At 56.2% G+C, this 17,091-nt stretch carries 10 protein-coding genes; 1 reads left to right on the top strand and 9 read right to left on the bottom strand.

Going from position 1 to position 17,091, the window contains the following annotated elements; all coding sequences use genetic code 11:
• Nucleotides 1–241 precede the first annotated feature (241 nt).
• The 9 genes from SFX18_13885 to SFX18_13845 all read right to left on the bottom strand — a co-directional run bounded on the left by SFX18_13885 (nt 242) and on the right by SFX18_13845 (nt 14,956).
• Nucleotides 242–2,056, bottom strand: coding sequence for a cbb3-type cytochrome c oxidase subunit I (locus SFX18_13885; GenBank protein MDX1964239.1), 1,815 nt, complete (start codon nt 2,054–2,056; stop codon nt 242–244).
• Nucleotides 2,056–2,955: a cytochrome c oxidase subunit II gene (gene coxB / locus SFX18_13880; GenBank protein ID MDX1964238.1), complete on the bottom strand. Its 900-nt coding sequence runs from the start codon at nt 2,953–2,955 to the stop codon at nt 2,056–2,058. The genes SFX18_13885 and coxB overlap by 1 nt, the downstream gene beginning before the upstream one ends.
• Nucleotides 2,956–3,071: 116 nt before the next feature.
• Nucleotides 3,072–4,283: a cytochrome c gene (locus SFX18_13875; protein MDX1964237.1), complete on the bottom strand. Its 1,212-nt coding sequence runs from the start codon at nt 4,281–4,283 to the stop codon at nt 3,072–3,074.
• A gap of 78 nt (nt 4,284–4,361) precedes the next feature.
• On the bottom strand, nt 4,362–5,198 hold the full coding sequence (locus tag SFX18_13870) for a hypothetical protein (GenBank protein ID MDX1964236.1): 837 nt from the start codon (nt 5,196–5,198) through the stop codon (nt 4,362–4,364).
• A 113-nt stretch (nt 5,199–5,311) separates the two neighbouring features.
• The gene (locus SFX18_13865; GenBank protein ID MDX1964235.1) at nt 5,312–6,085 is read right to left on the bottom strand and encodes a hypothetical protein; all 774 of its coding nucleotides are present in this window, start codon (nt 6,083–6,085) and stop codon (nt 5,312–5,314) included.
• Between the two features lie 148 nt (nt 6,086–6,233).
• Entirely contained in the window at nt 6,234–11,303 is a 5,070-nt protein-coding gene (locus tag SFX18_13860) for a hypothetical protein (GenBank protein MDX1964234.1), read from the bottom strand.
• A gap of 101 nt (nt 11,304–11,404) precedes the next feature.
• Nucleotides 11,405–12,787: a hypothetical protein gene (locus tag SFX18_13855; protein MDX1964233.1), complete on the bottom strand. Its 1,383-nt coding sequence runs from the start codon at nt 12,785–12,787 to the stop codon at nt 11,405–11,407.
• 141 nt (nt 12,788–12,928) lie between these two features.
• A complete protein-coding gene (locus tag SFX18_13850; GenBank protein ID MDX1964232.1) occupies nt 12,929–13,702 on the bottom strand; it encodes a cytochrome b N-terminal domain-containing protein in 774 nt (257 codons plus the stop codon).
• Nucleotides 13,703–13,810: 108 nt separating this feature from the next.
• A complete protein-coding gene (locus SFX18_13845) occupies nt 13,811–14,956 on the bottom strand; it encodes a Rieske (2Fe-2S) protein (protein MDX1964231.1) in 1,146 nt (381 codons plus the stop codon).
• Between the two features lie 540 nt (nt 14,957–15,496).
• Here SFX18_13845 and purD point away from each other — a divergent pair.
• The gene (purD, locus tag SFX18_13840; protein ID MDX1964230.1) at nt 15,497–16,792 is read left to right on the top strand and encodes a phosphoribosylamine--glycine ligase; all 1,296 of its coding nucleotides are present in this window, start codon (nt 15,497–15,499) and stop codon (nt 16,790–16,792) included.
• The last annotated feature ends 299 nt before the right edge of the window (nt 16,793–17,091 follow it).

Genomic DNA, 17,091 nt, shown 5'->3' with positions numbered 1-17,091 from the left:
AGGGCAAAAAGAGCAAAAAATACCCGCCGCTATTCGGCCAATCGGCGTAGGCCATCCCGGCGTCGGTGGTGGTGACCAGCCCGCCCGAAAAAATCAGCACCCAAGTCGCGCAGCACAACATTCCGGCCAGCCAAAGCGGCCACGGGGAAGTCGACTGTGGGGAAGTGGGGGGCATGAGGGGCGGATAAGAAAATGGGGCGGCGGCGAGTCACTGGATCGCCGCCGCGGAGCCGTTCAAAAATTAGTGATGTTCCACGGCCGGTTTAGCCCCCGGAGGGGGAGGCTGGATTTGCGGGTAATAATCCTCGGTCGTTTCCGGAGAGCCATATTCGTAAGGCCCGCGGTAAATGATCGGCTGGAAATCAAAGTTACCATGGCCCGGGGGGCTGGGGGCGGACCATTCCAGTCCATTGGCCTTCCAGGGATTTCGTCCCGCCACCGGTCCATAAAACATGCTGTAAAAGAAGTTGATGGCAAAGATGATTTGCGTGGCAACCATGCCAATGGCGCACCACGTCATGAACGCATTCAGCGGCTGCATGTGCTGGAATAACTCATAGTGGTAGGCATCGGCCAAACGGCGGGGAAATCCCCCCGCCCCCAGGATGTGCATGGGAAAAAATGTCCCGTTCAAAAAGATGAACGTTAGCAAAAAGTGGACTTTCCCCCAAAATTCGTTCATCATCCGGCCAAACATTTTGGGGAACCAAAAGTAGATCGCCCCCCACACGCCCATCGCCGTGCCGGCAAACAACACATAATGAAAGTGGGCGACGATGAAATAGGTGTCATGGATAAAAATATCGACCGGCGTGGCCGCCATGAAAATGCCGGAAAGCCCCCCGATGATAAACATCGAAACAAAGGAGAGGGCAAACAGCATGGGCGTGGTGTACTGGATTTTCCCCCCCCAAATGGTCCCCAGCCAATTGAATGTCTTAATCGCGCTGGGAAGCGCGATCATCATGGTGGAAACCATAAAGGTCATCCCCAGGGCCGGATTCATCCCCGACACAAACATGTGATGTCCCCAGACGATAAAGCCCAGGCCGGCAATCCCGGCGATGGAATAAACCATCGGCTTATATCCAAAGATGGGCTTGCGGGCAAAACAACTGAGGATGTCGCTGACCATTCCCATGGCGGGGAGGATCATGATGTACACGGCGGGATGGGAATAAAACCAGAACAAGTGCTGCCAGAGCAGCGGCTGCCCCCCCCCGGCGGAGACGCTAAAGTTGTTCACAACGTTTCCTTCGGCCGTAAAAAAGCCGGTTCCCATCTCGCGGTCCATGAGCTGCATAAAGCCCGCGGCGGTTAGCACCGGCAGGGCAAAGGCCTGCAATACCGCGGTGATAAACATCCCCCAGATGGTTAATGGCATGCGAAACATTGTCATGCCCGGGGCGCGCATCAAGATGATCGTGGTCATGTAATTGACCGAGCCCATCATGGAACTGACGCCGACAAATGTCAGGCCCAGGAGCCAGAGTGTTTGGCCATTCAGGCTGCCGGGGGTCGCGGTTTTAACCACGCTTAGCGGGGGATAGCTGGTCCAGCCCGCCGCCGAAGCCCCTCCCTCCACAAAAAAGCTGGCTCCAAAGCAGATAAATGCTGGCCACATAAACCAATAGCTCAGCATGTTTAGCGTTGGAAACGCCATGTCGTCGGCGCCGATCATCAGCGGAATCAAAAAGTTGCCAAACGCCCCGGCCAAGATGGGGATAATGACCAAAAAGATCATGACCGTGGCGTGCATGGTAAACAGCATGGTGTACGCCTCCGGGGACATCTGGCCCCCTTCGGCCGTGTACAAATGCGCCAAACCAGGCACCGGCGACCAGGGCCAGGCGATCTGCCAGCGCACCGCCAGGGCCAATAGCCCGCCGATCAAAAACCAGATCAAGGTCGAGAACAAAAACTGAATCCCGATCACCTTGTGGTCGAGCGAAAACACGTAAGTGCTCAGAAAGCTGGCCGAGTGGCCATGGCCATGCGCGTCGGCATGGTGGGCCACGCCGTGGCTATCATGCGAGGGGAGTGCGGCGCTACTCATTATAGTTCACCCTGATTGGCGGAAGTGAGTTGTGTGGAATCGGCGGGGGCATTGTTGGAGGTGGCATTATTGGAGGTGGCATTGTCCGCGGTGGCGTTTGTCTGTGTGGTCGCGGGTTGCGTGCGAAATTGCTCGCGGGTCAACTTGCGCAGCCAAGCTTGGTAATCTTCGGGAGTATCCACCACCAGCATGCCTTTCATGGCATAGTGCCTCGCGCCGCAGTGCTCGGCGCAGACCAGCTCGTACCGTCCGGTTTTGGTCGCCTGGAACCAAACGGGAATTTTCATCCCCGGCACCGCGTCCTGCTTGACCCGCAGTTCCGGCAGAAAAAAGCTATGCAAGATGTCCATACTTTTCAGCGAAACCACAATGTCCTGATTGACCGGCACATGCAGTTCATTCACCGTGAACAGGTCGTCCGCGGTTCCCAGGCGCCCGTCCTGGCCAGGGTATCGCAACCGCCATTCCCATTGCCGCGCGGTCACTTCCAGCGTGGGGGGCATGTCGTCCGCGGTGCCGGGCTTGCCGTCGGGACCGTACATGGGATTACGCATCTTGGCTTCCGCCCATGAATCAAACTGAAAAATAGAAATAAACAAGAGCGTGGCTGCGGGAATAATCGTCCAGACGATCTCTAGCGTGTGGCTGCCATGCGTGTAGGTGATGGGGTCTTTGTTGGTGTTGGCCTCGTACCGCCACATAAAATAGAACAGCACCGACTGCGTGGCGATAAACACGATGCCGGTCAAGGCCAGGATAAAGTAATACAGGCCGTCGATGGTGTGTCCATGCGTGGAAACATCCTGCGGCAAGCTCATGCGATACGTGGGGCCGATGGCAAAGGTCAGCACCCCGCCGATCAACACGGCCAACACCAGTAAACTCCAAAGTCGTGCCACGGATTCACCCTCCGGCGTCAAACATCAAAAGTTCAAAAAATACCGCCCACCACCGATTTACCACTCCCCGCCCACTCTCCACGTCCCACCTTTCACTCCACACTCTCCACTACCCACTAATTCGTCTCTTTGACCGGCGCCGCCTGTTCGGCATGGGGGTCAAACCGCAATGCTCCTCCCGGCTCGTACGGCAGGGACAGGACATAATCCACAATCGCCCAACGTTCGTCGGGCGTCGCCTCGGCCGTGGCGCCGGACATGCCGGAACCCTGGATCCCCGCGTGGACGCGGTAATAGATGTCCAGGGGCCGTCGTCCCCCGCGATAAATGCCGTTGCGCAGATTGCGCGGCTGCAAAAACCGCACGGGAAGCGAAAACTGATCAATCAGCGCTAATGCGGCGGTGTCGGGGTTTTCGGTACCCTCCCCCGCCACGGTCCGGGCCTCCACCACGCTTTTTGACCATTCGTCCTTGACGATCAATTGACCGTCACCCAGCGCGGTTGTCCCATGGCAACTGGTGCAATTTCCTTTTTTAGCGTCAAAAAACGCCGCCCTCCCCAGGGCGATCGATTCAGCCGTGCCAAAGTTTGCGGGTGGTGTCGGCGGTTCGATGGTTTGAGCGAGGGAATTGATCCATTTATCAACGTTCGTTCGCGCGAGTGCCACGATGGTTTCTTGATCCTGGGGAAGCGATTCGTCCTCGCCCGGAAATTCGTCATTGACCATTTGATAGAGGGCCAGTTCGGTTTCCCCCCGGACAGTCAGGTACTTCACATATTCCACCAGCGCCTCGCGGTCTTGGTCCGGCAACAGGCGGAAGGACGGCATCGATGAGCCGGGCAGCCCCTCAACCAGGGTTCGCATCAGATCGTCATGCGTGGGCCGGACCGGCGTGTCCGAACTGGTCGATTTGAACTTGTACAGACCGGGGCGGTAATCGCGGGGATAGGGATTAAGAAACGCGGCGGTTGTCCCCATGCCGTCCCCGCTAATTCCGTGGCAGTGCACGCAATGTTCGCGGTACAGACCGTTTTTTTTGCGGCTGACGTCACTCCCCACCGGGCCCGCCGCCCGCCGGACCAGGTTGATATCCAACCCCCCGTCCGCCTGCAATTCCGGCGGCAAATACGGGTCATCCGGCGTCCCAAACAACGCCGTCAGCAGATTGGCCACTTCCTGCTGTTTCTTGGGCGAGATTTTATTTTTTACCGCATGAACCATATTCAGGTGAAAGCGGGCCGGCTCGGGCTGGCCGCAACCGGTAAAAAACGGCACGGCCACAGCGGCAATGATCGCCCAGCGGGAAATACTTGTTAAAGCGAACATGTTACTAAACGGGATCGGGGAAATTATAGATTGGTGGTTAGGCAAGGCTGGCATCTCATTGGTGAGTCGCGGGAAGGGCTATTTGCCGAACATGGCGGGTGTTAAGGAAACATCCAGGGGTTTGGTCTCGTCTTCGGTTAGTTTGAGCTTAAACGAACCTTTGGCCACTTTAATGTCCCCCACGGCCAGTTCCAGCTTGTCGTTTTTTTCGTGCCAGATTTTGAATTCCAGTTCTTCCCCCGCGGGCAGGTTGGGAATTTCAAACGTGCCGTCCGCCTTGGTCACGGCAAAGTAGGGATTGTCCCGCACCAGCAAGCGCGCCGCCATCCAACCATGAATGTTGCAACTGACCCCGGCGGGGGCGTTCTCTCCCTTGGCGAGTGTCCGTTCCTTGGTGCTATTGGGGGCTAAGAGTTCGTTAAATCCCTGGGACGTGGAGGAGTAGTTGGTGTTATGGCCGACGTCATCGGAGTTTTTGAGGATCAGCTTTTGTTTGGTCCACAGGGCGGAGACATGCGGGCGAAAGACGCACTTGACGTTGTCCAGCACCACGGGGGTCTCGGCGATTTTCTCGGTCTCGGGATGGATGCGGCTGGCCTTGCTGCGCAAAAAGACGATGATGTTGGCGACTCCCTTGTCAGAGCCGACCACCAACGATTCATCCAGAATTTTTTCCTTACAACAGGTGCCGGAATCCTTATCGCAATTCAAGGTCGCTTGGACGGGAATTTCGCCGTCCCACACGAACCGCCCCTTCAGCGTCCCCCAACCGGTGCCGACGGGGGCGGCCTGCTCGGTGGCGTCCGCCGCCGGGGCCGCGGTTTTCCACTTGGTCCGGATGGCGGCCGCCGCGTCCAGGTCGGGCCGCGGATCGGGATAGCTGGAGGAACAACCCGTCAATACAAGTGCCGCCATGGGTAAAATACACACTAACATCAACTGAAAAGATTTAAGTTTCATATTTCCACCTAATGTTAGTGTGATGCCGAACCACCAAAAACCACTTACCATAAAACCAAAAAGCCAAATTACTTACTCAGCAGCTTGACCGGGATTTTGATCTCGCCCAGGTCGGTGTCGCCAGCCTTTATGTCCAGCTTGAACCGACCCTTGTCGTCGACCGCGCCGCTGGCGAACTTGACCGATTTGACGTAGCCCGATTTTTCATGCCACACGACAAACTCCGCCCCTTTGTCCAGGGGGAGATGCTTGATTTCAAACGTGCCGTCCGCCGCCGAGACAACTCCGTACGGGTTATCCCGCACCAACAACTTGGCCGACATCCAGGGGTGGATGTTGCAGCTTACGTTTTGCGGCAGATTCTCCGACGCCTTTAGGGTCTTGTCCACGGAACCTTCCGCGGGGATCAGTACGTTAAATCCTTGTACCGCCGAACCGTAGTTGGTGTTGTGGCCCACATTGTCGGAATTCTTGAGGAGCAGTTTGCGCTTGTTCCACAGGACCGACGCATGGGGGGTGAACATGCAGTTCTTGTTGTCTAGTTCCAGGGGAGTGGCCGCCAGCTTGTCATAGTCGGGGTGGACCTTGCTGGGCTTTGACCGCAGGTACACAAACACATTGGCGATTTCCTTATTAGGGCCAATGACCAGGGTGTCGTCGATCAACTTTTGGGCACAGCAGGTCGCGGGATCCTTGTCGCACTTGAGTTCCTTGGGAGCCGGGGCTTCGCCATCCAGGACAAATTTTCCCTTCAGTGTTCCCCAGTCCTGCGCGGAACAAAGCAACGGAGTCAACGACAAAAATAGTCCGCACACAACGCCGGTCAAAATGAAATGTTTCATAAAAATTATCCTGTTACGCGGGGGGAGAAGTTGGCCATCCAGGCCGAATGATTTCTCCCGGGTCAAGGTGGGACCGCTCATGCCAAGCGGTAAATTGGGTCTGTAAGGAATTATAGGGACGGACAAAGGTAAGACATCAAAAAAAGCATTATTCTGGCGGGGTTTGCGCCGGGGAAGTCTCGCCCGGTTGTTCCGGTTGCGCGGCATTGGCCCCGGCCCCCTTGGCATCTGTCGCCGCTCCATCGGTCGCTGGTGGAACGGTTACCAACGGTTTGATCGAAAATTGCGATTTGCTGTACTTATGGAAATTCAGCAGCAGGTCCAATACCCCCTGCAACTGGGCCGAGCTTTGCTCCTCAGGCGTTTCGCCGGGGAACTGGGCATCCGGGACGGGAGCGCCGTGGGCAATGACCCGCAACATGCCGGTGTAAGGAAGGATGCTATTAGGATTGGCCACCCACTTTTGAATATATTCCGGACGCAGACGCTCGTGCACGCGGTTAAGCTGCGGAGCGAGCGCTTTGGGGCTTCCCCCCGCGGAGTAATCATTGAGCAGGTGGCACTTGATGCATTGGGCGTTGACGATTTTTAGCGCGTCGTCCAAGCGGGTGGAATGGGCTTGTTGCGCGGCGGCTAAATAGGTTTCTTGCGTTTGGGGATTGGCCTCGTACGGGTACGGAACACCATCCATCGCCGCAAAGTAATTGGCAAATTGGAGGGCCTCGGCGGAGGACATGTTAAATTTTGGCATGCGCAGCGCGGCGGCCGGACGGATGGGGTGGGGTTCTAACAAAAAGTCGTGCAGCCAGCCGGTTTGAACCTTACGCCCCTCGTGAAAGAGTGTCGGTGGACCCCAGCCCCAGGCCTCTTGTTCCTTGCCATCTAATTTGTATTCTTTTTCGTTCTTTACCAAGATGGGAAATAAATACTTGGCAAATGCACCCCCCAAGGTGGGAAAGACCTTCAAGCGGTTGTCTCCCTGGCCGCGACGCGCGATGGCGGCTTCCGGCACGCGAACGGGGATTTTGCTTACCTGGCGGTATTCGCCATTGAGGATGACCGGCTCAAACAGGTCAAAGTTATAGTATCCCGGGGTCGTGGTGTCCCCCGGTTCCAGCGGCGAATCATCGTCCAGGCTGAATTTTTGTATTTCGCCTGTTTGCGGATTACGCTGCGCCAGACCGTGCAGGGTGGCGGTCATCAGCCCCGCCGCATTCAGCTTTTTGGACTGGGCGATTTGTTCCGGCGTGACAATCGGTTTTTCAAAGGGGAAACCGTCAAAATCCGGCCCGGGAGCAATCATTTCCGGGGTGTAGGCGATATCCCACTGTTCCATTCTGATCATGTGGCAGCCGCCGCAGTTGTATTTTTCTAGCAGCAACTTACCGGCAATGATGTCCCGCTTGGCCGGGGGAGGATTAAAGATGTACTGCGGAGCGGGTGGTTCGGCAACGAGGCCCAACACAAAGGTGACCACCGATTCGAGCGCGCGTTGGTGGGCCGCCTCGTCCCGGGCAAAGCGAAACTTGGGCATGCGCAGTTTATCGTTGTACGGCTTCATGGCCGTCTTTTGATAATCGTAACTGCGGGGGGCGTTGAGTTTTTGCCAGATAAAGCCTTCACGCTCGTTAAGGAGCAGTTTTTCGATGAAGAACTCGCGTGTTTGCGCTTGAACCGAGAGCGGAGGAAGCGGATCGGCGGTGGCCAGGGCAAAGGGATCGGTCACGACCCGGGGAGGTCCATCCTGCTGTTCCAGGATCGCGGGGTTTACCGTGGCACTAAGGGGTTTGTTATTGGTGGCGGGATCAGCGGGAGTAACCGCATCGGCCCCGTGCCCCGTTGCATGCGATAAAGCGCCTTTATCCGGTCCAGGCATATCCCCCGCATGGCCGCCGGATTGATCATTGGCGTGCGCGTTACCGTGACCGCTATTTCCGCCATGCCCATGACCTTCCATGACATGATGCACGTAGGCGGAGATATTTTCAAACGCCAGCTTGGAGGTATCCTTGCGGCCCCAATCGGCCAGAGCGGCGCCGATGGGCTTGGCATCCTCGTAGCCGGGGATATCATGGCAGCCAAAACAGCCATACTTGTTGAGCGAACGCTTCCCCACGTACTGCAAGAGGCGCTGGTGGCGATTTTCGGCGGTCAGGCCAATCAACAGCGCCTCGTCCCCTTGGATTTGTTCGGCGGCGGTCGCGGGGAGTCCGTTTTGCAGTAATTCCGCGGCACGCGACTTAGTAAAGCGGCCAATCAAGTGCTCGTAGGCCAGGGCTTCTAGGGGAGTCAGGGCGGTTAGCTTGATACTGGTGTCATAGCCGCTATCGCGGAACTTTTGGAATTTTTGCGGGTCGTTGAAGGCCGTCGCGGCGGGTCCGGCCAGCCCGCGCGCTGGGACATCCAGCGGCTGGTAGACCGCGTCCGAATGGGGATCTAATTTTTGAGAGGCAAACAAGTAGGCCGCGATATCCGCCGCGGGATCGATGACGCCCAATTGCGCGTCCTCGTAGGGATCGAGGTACAGGTTGGGCATCACCGTGCGGACATGGTAACGGTGTGGCTCGCGCACCCAACTATAGAGCCACTTTTGACCCTTTACCGGATCGAGACTTAGTTTGGCCCCCAGGTTGCTCAGGTCGGGACCTTGATTGGCGGTGATAGACGGAAAATCAACATGCGAGTGGCAGGCTAAACAACCGCGCACTTCAAAGAGTTGCTTGCCCCGTTCGAGCGAGGGGGGAAGCGCCTTTTCGGTCGGTTCCACCGGTTGGTAGGTCTGCGAGGCGGTCAGCAGATATTCGGTAATTCCCTGGATTTCGGCTTGTTCAAAGAGCTTGGCTTTTTCCAGTTGATCCCCGGAGAGCGCGTCCCACAACCCAAAGAAGCGGGGCATTTTGGTGGTGGGGCGGAAGTGCGTCGGATCGCGAATCCAGTCGTACAAAAAGTCGTAACCCACTTTCTCGTTAATAAATCGCAAGCTGGGACCGACTTTGCGCAGTTTGCCAGGTACGGAGACATCCTTGAGCGCGGCTTCCAGGCGATGGGCGTCCGGCGACAGCACCGGGGGAGTGGTGGATTTTCCCTCGCGCACGGCGGCGGCCGCCGCGGCATCCAGTGAGATCATTTCCAGCAAGCGCCGACGAGTGGCGTCATCCTCGGGATGTTGGACCACGGTTTGGGCGAGTTGTACGGCATCGGGGCCGAGGGCGTTGAATTTGGCATCGGCCAAAAGCTGCTGCGCCGCGGCGTAATAGGAAGGTTCATTCCGCAAATCGGGACCGATCCGGCGATTTGGCCCATCATAGCCGTTGATTTCGTGACAGCCAAAACAGCCGTAATCCTTGATCGTGTTAAAGCCTTCCACCAAGCGGGGGGCGGGGGTATCGGGAAAACGTTCGCTGGAATCTAGTTCAGCTACTTCGTGGTGGCACTTTAGGCAACCGGATTCGGCAAAGCGCGCCGGCCACATGGGATAAACCCAATGGTGATTGTTAAACCAGCCATACTCGCTGGTCCATTCCGATTCGGTCTCGACCAAGTTCGGCGTATGGGACGCCCATTTGAACGCCGTGGCCGAGCCATTTCCCTGGTGGCAGACGGAGCAGCCAAAGGATTCGATCGGATGCGGACTCAACGAACCTACAAACAAGTCCAAGCGCGGATGGGCGCAATAAGGCTGCGGCGCGCCGCGCTTAACGGTAATTTTAAATGGTTTCCCCCACGTCATGTCCTCGAGGAGATAGGAGAAAGCCAGATTAATGGTGGAAGTCTCGGCGGTCTGGACCGAGAGAATCACATCACCCATGTTCAGGCCGGCTTTGGCGGCTAAACTTTCGGGCAGGACGGAACTGATGGTGGCCTCGTCCGGGCGGAAAAGCCCCGTCTCGGCCAGGGTAAAGCCAAACTGCTGTGAAAGAAAGTTGTTTCCTTCGGTAAACAGATCGCCCGCGGCGAACTTTTCTTGCATTTCGTTGATTTTGTCCTGTTCCAGCGCGGGGGCAATTATTTCCACCGTGAACGAATGCTGGGGAGGAAACAGGGGTTCAACCGCGGAGCCGGGCTTGGTCTTGGCGATGCCCATGTGGCAGGTCGTGCAGCGGTCAAACCGCGCCACCTGGCCAAAGCTGCCAAAGGTCTGGGTAAGATTGGGGAGCCAGGTTTGGTCGGGTCGCAGCCGCGCGCCAAAGGCATTGATGATGGGTAGGTCCACAACGTCTTTTTGCCAATGATTCGCCCGTTCTTCCAGGCTCTTGCGCAGTTGCTCTAACTTGGCCAGTTGATCGTCCAGCTTTTTGCGGGAGGCGGTTTCGATGGCGGTGACGGACTTTAGCTGGCCTTCCAGCCCTTCCCGCAAGGTCTTTATCTGTTGCAATTGCGGCAACATGCCGACCACTTGGGCCGCGGGTTGCGTTCCGGGGGCTGGGCGGGCAAGTTCTGTCCCCTCGAGTTGTTGCTGTAAATCGCTATAAGTTTTTTTGTATTTGGCGATAACATCGTCAGGTTTATTCTCATTGATGGATTGGTCGTATTCCGCGCGGGCCTTGTCTAGGTTGGCGCGTTGCAATTTCACTTCCGCGACCAGGTTTTGTTCCACAAAAAATACTTGCTTGATCAAGTCGCGCACTTGGCCAAGGACTTTTTCCCGTGCGAGGCGGTAGTTTTCTAGGGCGGCGGTTTGGGCGGTAGTCCCCTGTCCCGCGGCAATCTCCAAAAGTTTCTTTTGGGCCGCGTTGTCGTCCGGCAGAGGTTGGCCGGGGGGGACCGTGGCGGGATCCAGGCCCGCGGCGGTCAGTAGCTCATTCCGGGCGGTGCCGGCCGCGGTAATCGCGGTGGTCAATTGCTCGGTGACATTATCCGTCGAAGTCAAATAACCGGTCGACAACTTTAACGGCACCAGCTCTTTGGCGTCCTGGACCATTTGGACCAGTTTTTCGACGGCGGTGGAATCAACGAACCAGCTTTGGACGGTATCGGCCAGGACGTCCCGCCGCAAACTATCCACGTCCTTTTTAAAATTCGCCGAATCCGTCTCGTTAATGCGCTGCGAGACGCTCCACGCCTCCAAGTCGTACCATTTTGTCTGGTACTGCCGCCATTCGCGATTATGGTCCGCCACCAAGAGCCACACCGTGGTCAAAAACATCAAGATCGCCGAGATCCCAAAGACCACATGCAGTTTTGGCAGGCTGCGCCAGGTTTGTTCGTTAGCAGGCATGAACGATCACCGCAAAAAATGAACCGCGTCCCCAGAAAAAAAACCGCCCTAGCCAACGGACGTTTAACAACGCCGCGTCTCGGTCACGTCCTTCTGACACGCTAAAAGTTCAGGAAATATTCGGGAATGTTAATAAAGTATTTCAGGTTGACGGTCCAACGCAGGACCATCTTGATTGGCAAGGTCATCATGAACAAAAACAGATTGATCATGACCATATAACGCACAAAGCCCATCTTGACGTAAAATTTGCGAAACACGGTCACGGCCAAAAGCGGCGGCAAAAACAAAAAGTACGCCAGCACCGTCACAATCCCTGGCAATTCCCGCAACAAGATGTACGCAAAACCCGTCCCCGCCCCCGAGCCTTCGGGAGCCTTGGGCAATGGCATTCCCAACAAGTCATTCCAAAAGAATTGCGACAAATCGCGGTTGGACAGCACCTCAACCTTGTGCGGATCCCATAATTCAAAGGGTCCGTAAAAATTCCAGTTAGGCCCGCGCAAAAACGTCCCCAGGATAATCAGCGTCACCCACAATTCCAAAAAGCCAAATTGAAAAACCAAATAGCTAAATTGTCGTTCCTTAATCGTGTAATAGCCGTTTCCTTTTTTGTTAAAATCCAAATACGGAATGGCCATCAAACCCACAATGACCAGGCTGGGGAGCACCACGCCGGCGTACCAGGGATCAAAATACACCAACATTTCTTGCAAGCCCAAAAAGTACCACGGAGCCTTGGACGGATTGGGTGTTTTGACGCTGCTGGCGGGTTCTTCCAGCGGGGCGGGAAGGGCAATGGCCCAGACCAATAGGAACGCGGTCAGGGCGATCATGCAGATCAATTCGGTGTAGACCAGATCGGGCCAAACGAGAACTTTTTCGTCCATGCCGTCGGACTTTTCTAAAGGAGGCAATCCTTGCTCGATCCGATCGTCATTTTTTACGGCTATGGCGGTGGCCAGCCAGGTAAAATAACCCAGCAAGTAAACCAGCCCCACGATTGGCACGTTGTCGGGCTTCATGACAATCGCGGCAAAGTTGGGGTCGGCCATCGCTAGGCCTAATGCCAGCAGCGAAAGATTTAGCATGGTCCAGGCGACATCCGTCTGGACAAAAAATCGCCGAAAGATGTACATCACCACCAGGATGAGGGTGGTTCCCAGGGTGTAGGCGACCGGTCCAGAGAGATAATTGACGATCTGCTTAATAAAGTCGGGCATGCTGGGGACCCAGCCCTGATGGCCGCTCATGGCCAAGGGTGCCAACACCCCGGCAAGCAGGACCGCCACCACCGTCCAAATGAGCGCCCGCGCGTTATCGTTTTCCCTTTGCCACCATAGATAGGCCGCCACGCCGTTCATCACGGCCATCAGCACGTAATAGCCCCCCAAAAAGGTGGCCACGGCGTACAAATGCTTGACCGGGTCGGGACCGGCCGACGCCAACAGCGGTGACAACAACAGTGTCGAGCTAAGTTCCATCTGCGTCCTTCACCCGCCGCCAGCGCGGCAAATCAAATGCGTAACAATCGCCGGATTAACAAAAAATCTTTCAACAGACTATCACATTCGTCCAAATGCTGAAGCGCCCAGACACTAACGCGCCCGGGACTCCTGCCCAAGCTACAGCGGCCCGCTAATCCCGCCATCCTTGCGCACCCGCCAGAAATGGATCGCCAAGAGCAACGCCACCACCAGGGGAATGGCAATACAGTGCAACACATAAAAGCGATTAAGGGTCTCTTCACCCACAAACCGCGCTCCCAACAACCCAAATCGCGCGTCCGAGCCGGAAGTGATCATGTCCCGACCACCGAACGACAACAATCCCTGCAATGGTCCCTCATGGCCTAAAAGCGGCGTGGCCCGGGCCATATTGGAACCGACCGTGATCGCCCAAATTGCCAATTGGTCCCACGGCAATAGATAGCCTGTAAACGACAACAACAGCGTCAGTAACAATAAAATCACACCCACCACCCAGTTAAACTCGCGCGGGGGTTTATAGCTGCCGGTTAAAAATACGCGGTACATGTGCAGCCAGACGGTAATCACCATCGCGTGGGCTCCCCAGCGGTGCAATTCGCGCAGCACCCCCAGGCTGGTCACATCGCGCAAATTCATGATGTCCTGGTACGCCCACTGCAGCGTGGGACGGTAATAAAACATCAGCAGGACGCCGGTGATCGTCTCGACCAAAAACAAAAAGAACGTGATCCCCCCCATGCACCAGGTATAACTAAGCGCAATCCCCTGTTTTTTGATGGAAACGGGATGCAAGTGCAAAAAGAAATTGGTCAGCATCACGACGATGCGATTCCGCCGATCAAGCGGAGCCGGATGCCGAAAAATGCTTTTCCAAATTTGGGAATTACGGATGGATTCGCCAAGTGACATGCGAACAATTCCTAGCCGTCGAGGGATAAGGGATGATTTGGGTGGGTGATTCGCAAATGATAAAAAAACGAGTGATCGATTGTCGTTCGAAAAGGAAAATTTACCCGCTTAAACGGGAATAAACGAGCTGGGATCGGCCCATTGGCCCAATTCCTCTTGGAACATCCGGCTTTTATCAATTTCTAGTTGACCGTCATCGGCAATGCGGATCGCGTATCGTTCGAGGGGCCGCGGCGCGGGTCCCTCAAAGTTAATGCCATCCTTATAAAAACCGCTGCCGTGGCACGGACATTTGAATTTTTGTTCCCCTTCTAGCCAATTTGGCGTGCAACCCAGGTGCGTGCATACCGTCCGCAACGCGTAAATCATGCGTTGACCTTGAAATTCGGTATTGACCACCCACACGCCAAATTGAGACACAAATCGGGTGTCGACCATACCTGGTGCAAAGGCGTCCTTAAAGCCGACTTTGAACCGACTGGGGGGTTCCGTAAGAATATTGGGAAACATGTAACGCGCCATGCCCAATGTCCACAACCCGCCGGTCATCGCCATGGCGGTGTTCCCCAGGGCAAAGGCGGAGCCAGTCACAAAGGCCGCCGCGCCGGCAATCCACCCAAACATCCCCCGCCGCGAAATCTCCGCCGCTTCTTTTCCTTTTGGCTTGGGCTTGGCATAGTCGGGCTTGGCCGGCATAGGCGGCACCGCGGCTAATTTTGCCTTGGCGGCTGCGGTGGCTTCTTTGTCTTCCTTGGCTTCGGCCGCGGCCGCTTCAGCTTTGGTCACGGGGCCAGGTTTTGCTCCCCCCCGAGCAGAAGCCAAAATACTGGCCGTGTCCTTCGGCACGACTTTGGCGGCGGCTGGCTTGGCCGCGGCCTTATCCGCGGCTTTTTCAGCCGGTTTAGGGGCGGGTTTTGCCGCTGGAGCAGGTTTTTCGGCGGGGGCCGCAGTGGCCGCTGCCGCGGCGGGCGCGGGCGATCCGCCAGCTTTTTGAGCGCGGGCCATAGCCAGCATTTCAGCCACGCTGGGCTTTCCACCGCTAGCGGGTTTAGCAGCAGCAACCTTAGGCGGAGCGGCCTTTGCCGGGGCAGCGGCCGGATTGCTGGGGGGTGAAGTAGCGGCCGTGGCGGCTGTTGACGATTTTTCCGGGATTTCCGCAGCGGGCGCCGACGACTCCGTCCCTTCCGCAGGTTTATTTTTACGTGCGGCCGCTAAAATCTCGGCAACAGTTGGGCGTTTTTTCTCTTCAGCCATGATCACTCACCCATGACAGCACCGTAATGGCGTCTGGTCAAAAGAGGTTGCAACCGGGTTAAACATCAAAAAATCCGAAATTTGCAGAAACACAAAGATCGGAAATCCGTATAGGGAAAAGCTTTGTATACGTTCGGTCGAAAGCCGGGTCGTCCTTGTGACTTTTTTCACGAACTATTTCAGTTTATGATTTGTCAGCGGATTGTCAACGGCTTTTCCCCAACAATTGCCAGAAACCGCATTTTCCCTCTTTTTGCTACCCTCCCCGGGTCAAATGGGGTGGCTAGCAGGCAATTTCAGGCACGTATCTTAACAAGTTTTTAGCCGCTGGCGAGTCATAACTTTTGGTAATATCCAAATCCCCGCCTGTGTCAATTAACTGAGGAAATCCACCCGCAAATAACAAGCCTTGGTGGTGGAAAATCATGCCGCTGGGGGAAGTTCGGATTTCGCGGCTTGTCTTTTTAGGATGATCCCTGAAAATAAGGTGCAAATCGCTTGATTCAGTGGGGGGCCGGTAGACTATTTATTTAACTAACAATTGCCAGCATGAAAATTTTAATAATTGGCCAAGGGGGCCGGGAACACGCGCTCGCCTGGAAGTTGCGGCAAAGCCGTCGTGTGCGCGAGGTCTTTATCGCGCCGGGAAACGCTGGCACCCTGGCCGTGGGAGAAAATGTCCCCATCGCGGCCACGGACCTTCCCCGGTTGCTCGCCTTTGCCAAAGCGCAAAAAATAGATCTGACGGTGGTGGGGCCGGAACAACCCCTGGTGGCGGGGGTAGTGGATCTTTTTCAAAAAGAAAAGTTGCGGATTTTTGGTCCCAGCCAGGTCGCCGCCGAACTCGAGGGGAGCAAAGCCTTTTGCAAGCATCTGCTGCGGCAAGCGGACGTTCCCACGGCCGATTATCAAACGTTCTCTGATCCGCAACGCGCGCTGATTTACCTGCGGGGCCGAGAGGATGTTCCCGTCGTAGTCAAGGCCGACGGTTTGGCCTCGGGCAAGGGAGTCTTTGTCTGCCATAATCGTGTCGAAGCGATCGACGCGGTGAATCGTATTATCGATCAACGCGAATTTGGCAACGCCGGTCGCCAAATTGTGATCGAGGAACGCCTGGATGGCGAGGAAGCCAGCGTGTTGGCAATTACCGATGGGCAAACAATTATCACGCTCCCTCCGGCACAAGATCACAAACCGGCCTTTGATGGCGATAAAGGGCCAAACACTGGCGGCATGGGGGCCTATTGCCCCGCCCCGTTGGTGAAACCCGCCGACCTGCACAAGATCGAAGAGCAAGTGTTGGTTCCGGTGGTGCATGCCATGAAGCGTGCTCGGCGACCCTTTAAAGGGGTGCTTTACGCCGGGCTAATGATGACCAATCAAGGCCCCAAGGTGCTGGAATTTAACGTCCGCTTTGGCGATCCCGAATGCCAGCCGCTGCTCATGCGGCTAAAAAGCGACTTTTGCGATTTGCTGCTGGCGACCGTCGAGGGGCGCCTGGCGGAATTGCCCCCGATTGCCTGGGATCCCCGACCCAGCGTTTGTGTGGTCATGGCCAGCGAGGGCTATCCCGGCAATTATACAAAGGGACTGCCAATCCGTGGTTTGGAAGACGCGGCCAAAGTCCCCGATGTTCAAGTCTTTCACGCCGGAACCACGGTGCGCGACAACAAAATTGTCACCGATGGGGGCCGCGTCCTGGGCGTGACGGCACTGGGTAATACCATCGCCCAGGCCAAGCTGGCCGCGTATACCGCGGTGAAAGCGATTCGCTGGGACGGGGCCTGGTGCCGCAAGGACATTGCCGATAAGGCGCTGGCGTGGGAGACGGGGTGATGGGGAGTGTCTAGTGGATAGTGGGGAGTGTGTAGTGAGGAGTGGATAGTGTGTAGTGGGGAGTGTGTAGTGGGGAGTGGGGAGTGTGTAGTGGGGAGTGGGCGGATCGCGTTTTTCAGCCCGCAGCGTGAGCAAGGGACATTTCAGCCCGCAGCGTGAGCAAGGGATCATCCCGTAGGTCGGATCATGATCCGACAAACGCGTATTGGCACTGACGAATCTCCTGCAGTGCATATAAGCATTGCCCTGTTCTTGTTGGCAACCATTTCCTTGCACTACCACGAACTACCGTTAATTGG

The sequence above is a fragment of the Pirellulales bacterium genome, assembly GCA_033762255.1.
Lineage (GTDB): Bacteria > Planctomycetota > Planctomycetia > Pirellulales > JALHPA01 > JANRLT01.
This window is presented reverse-complemented; position numbering and strand designations above follow the sequence as displayed.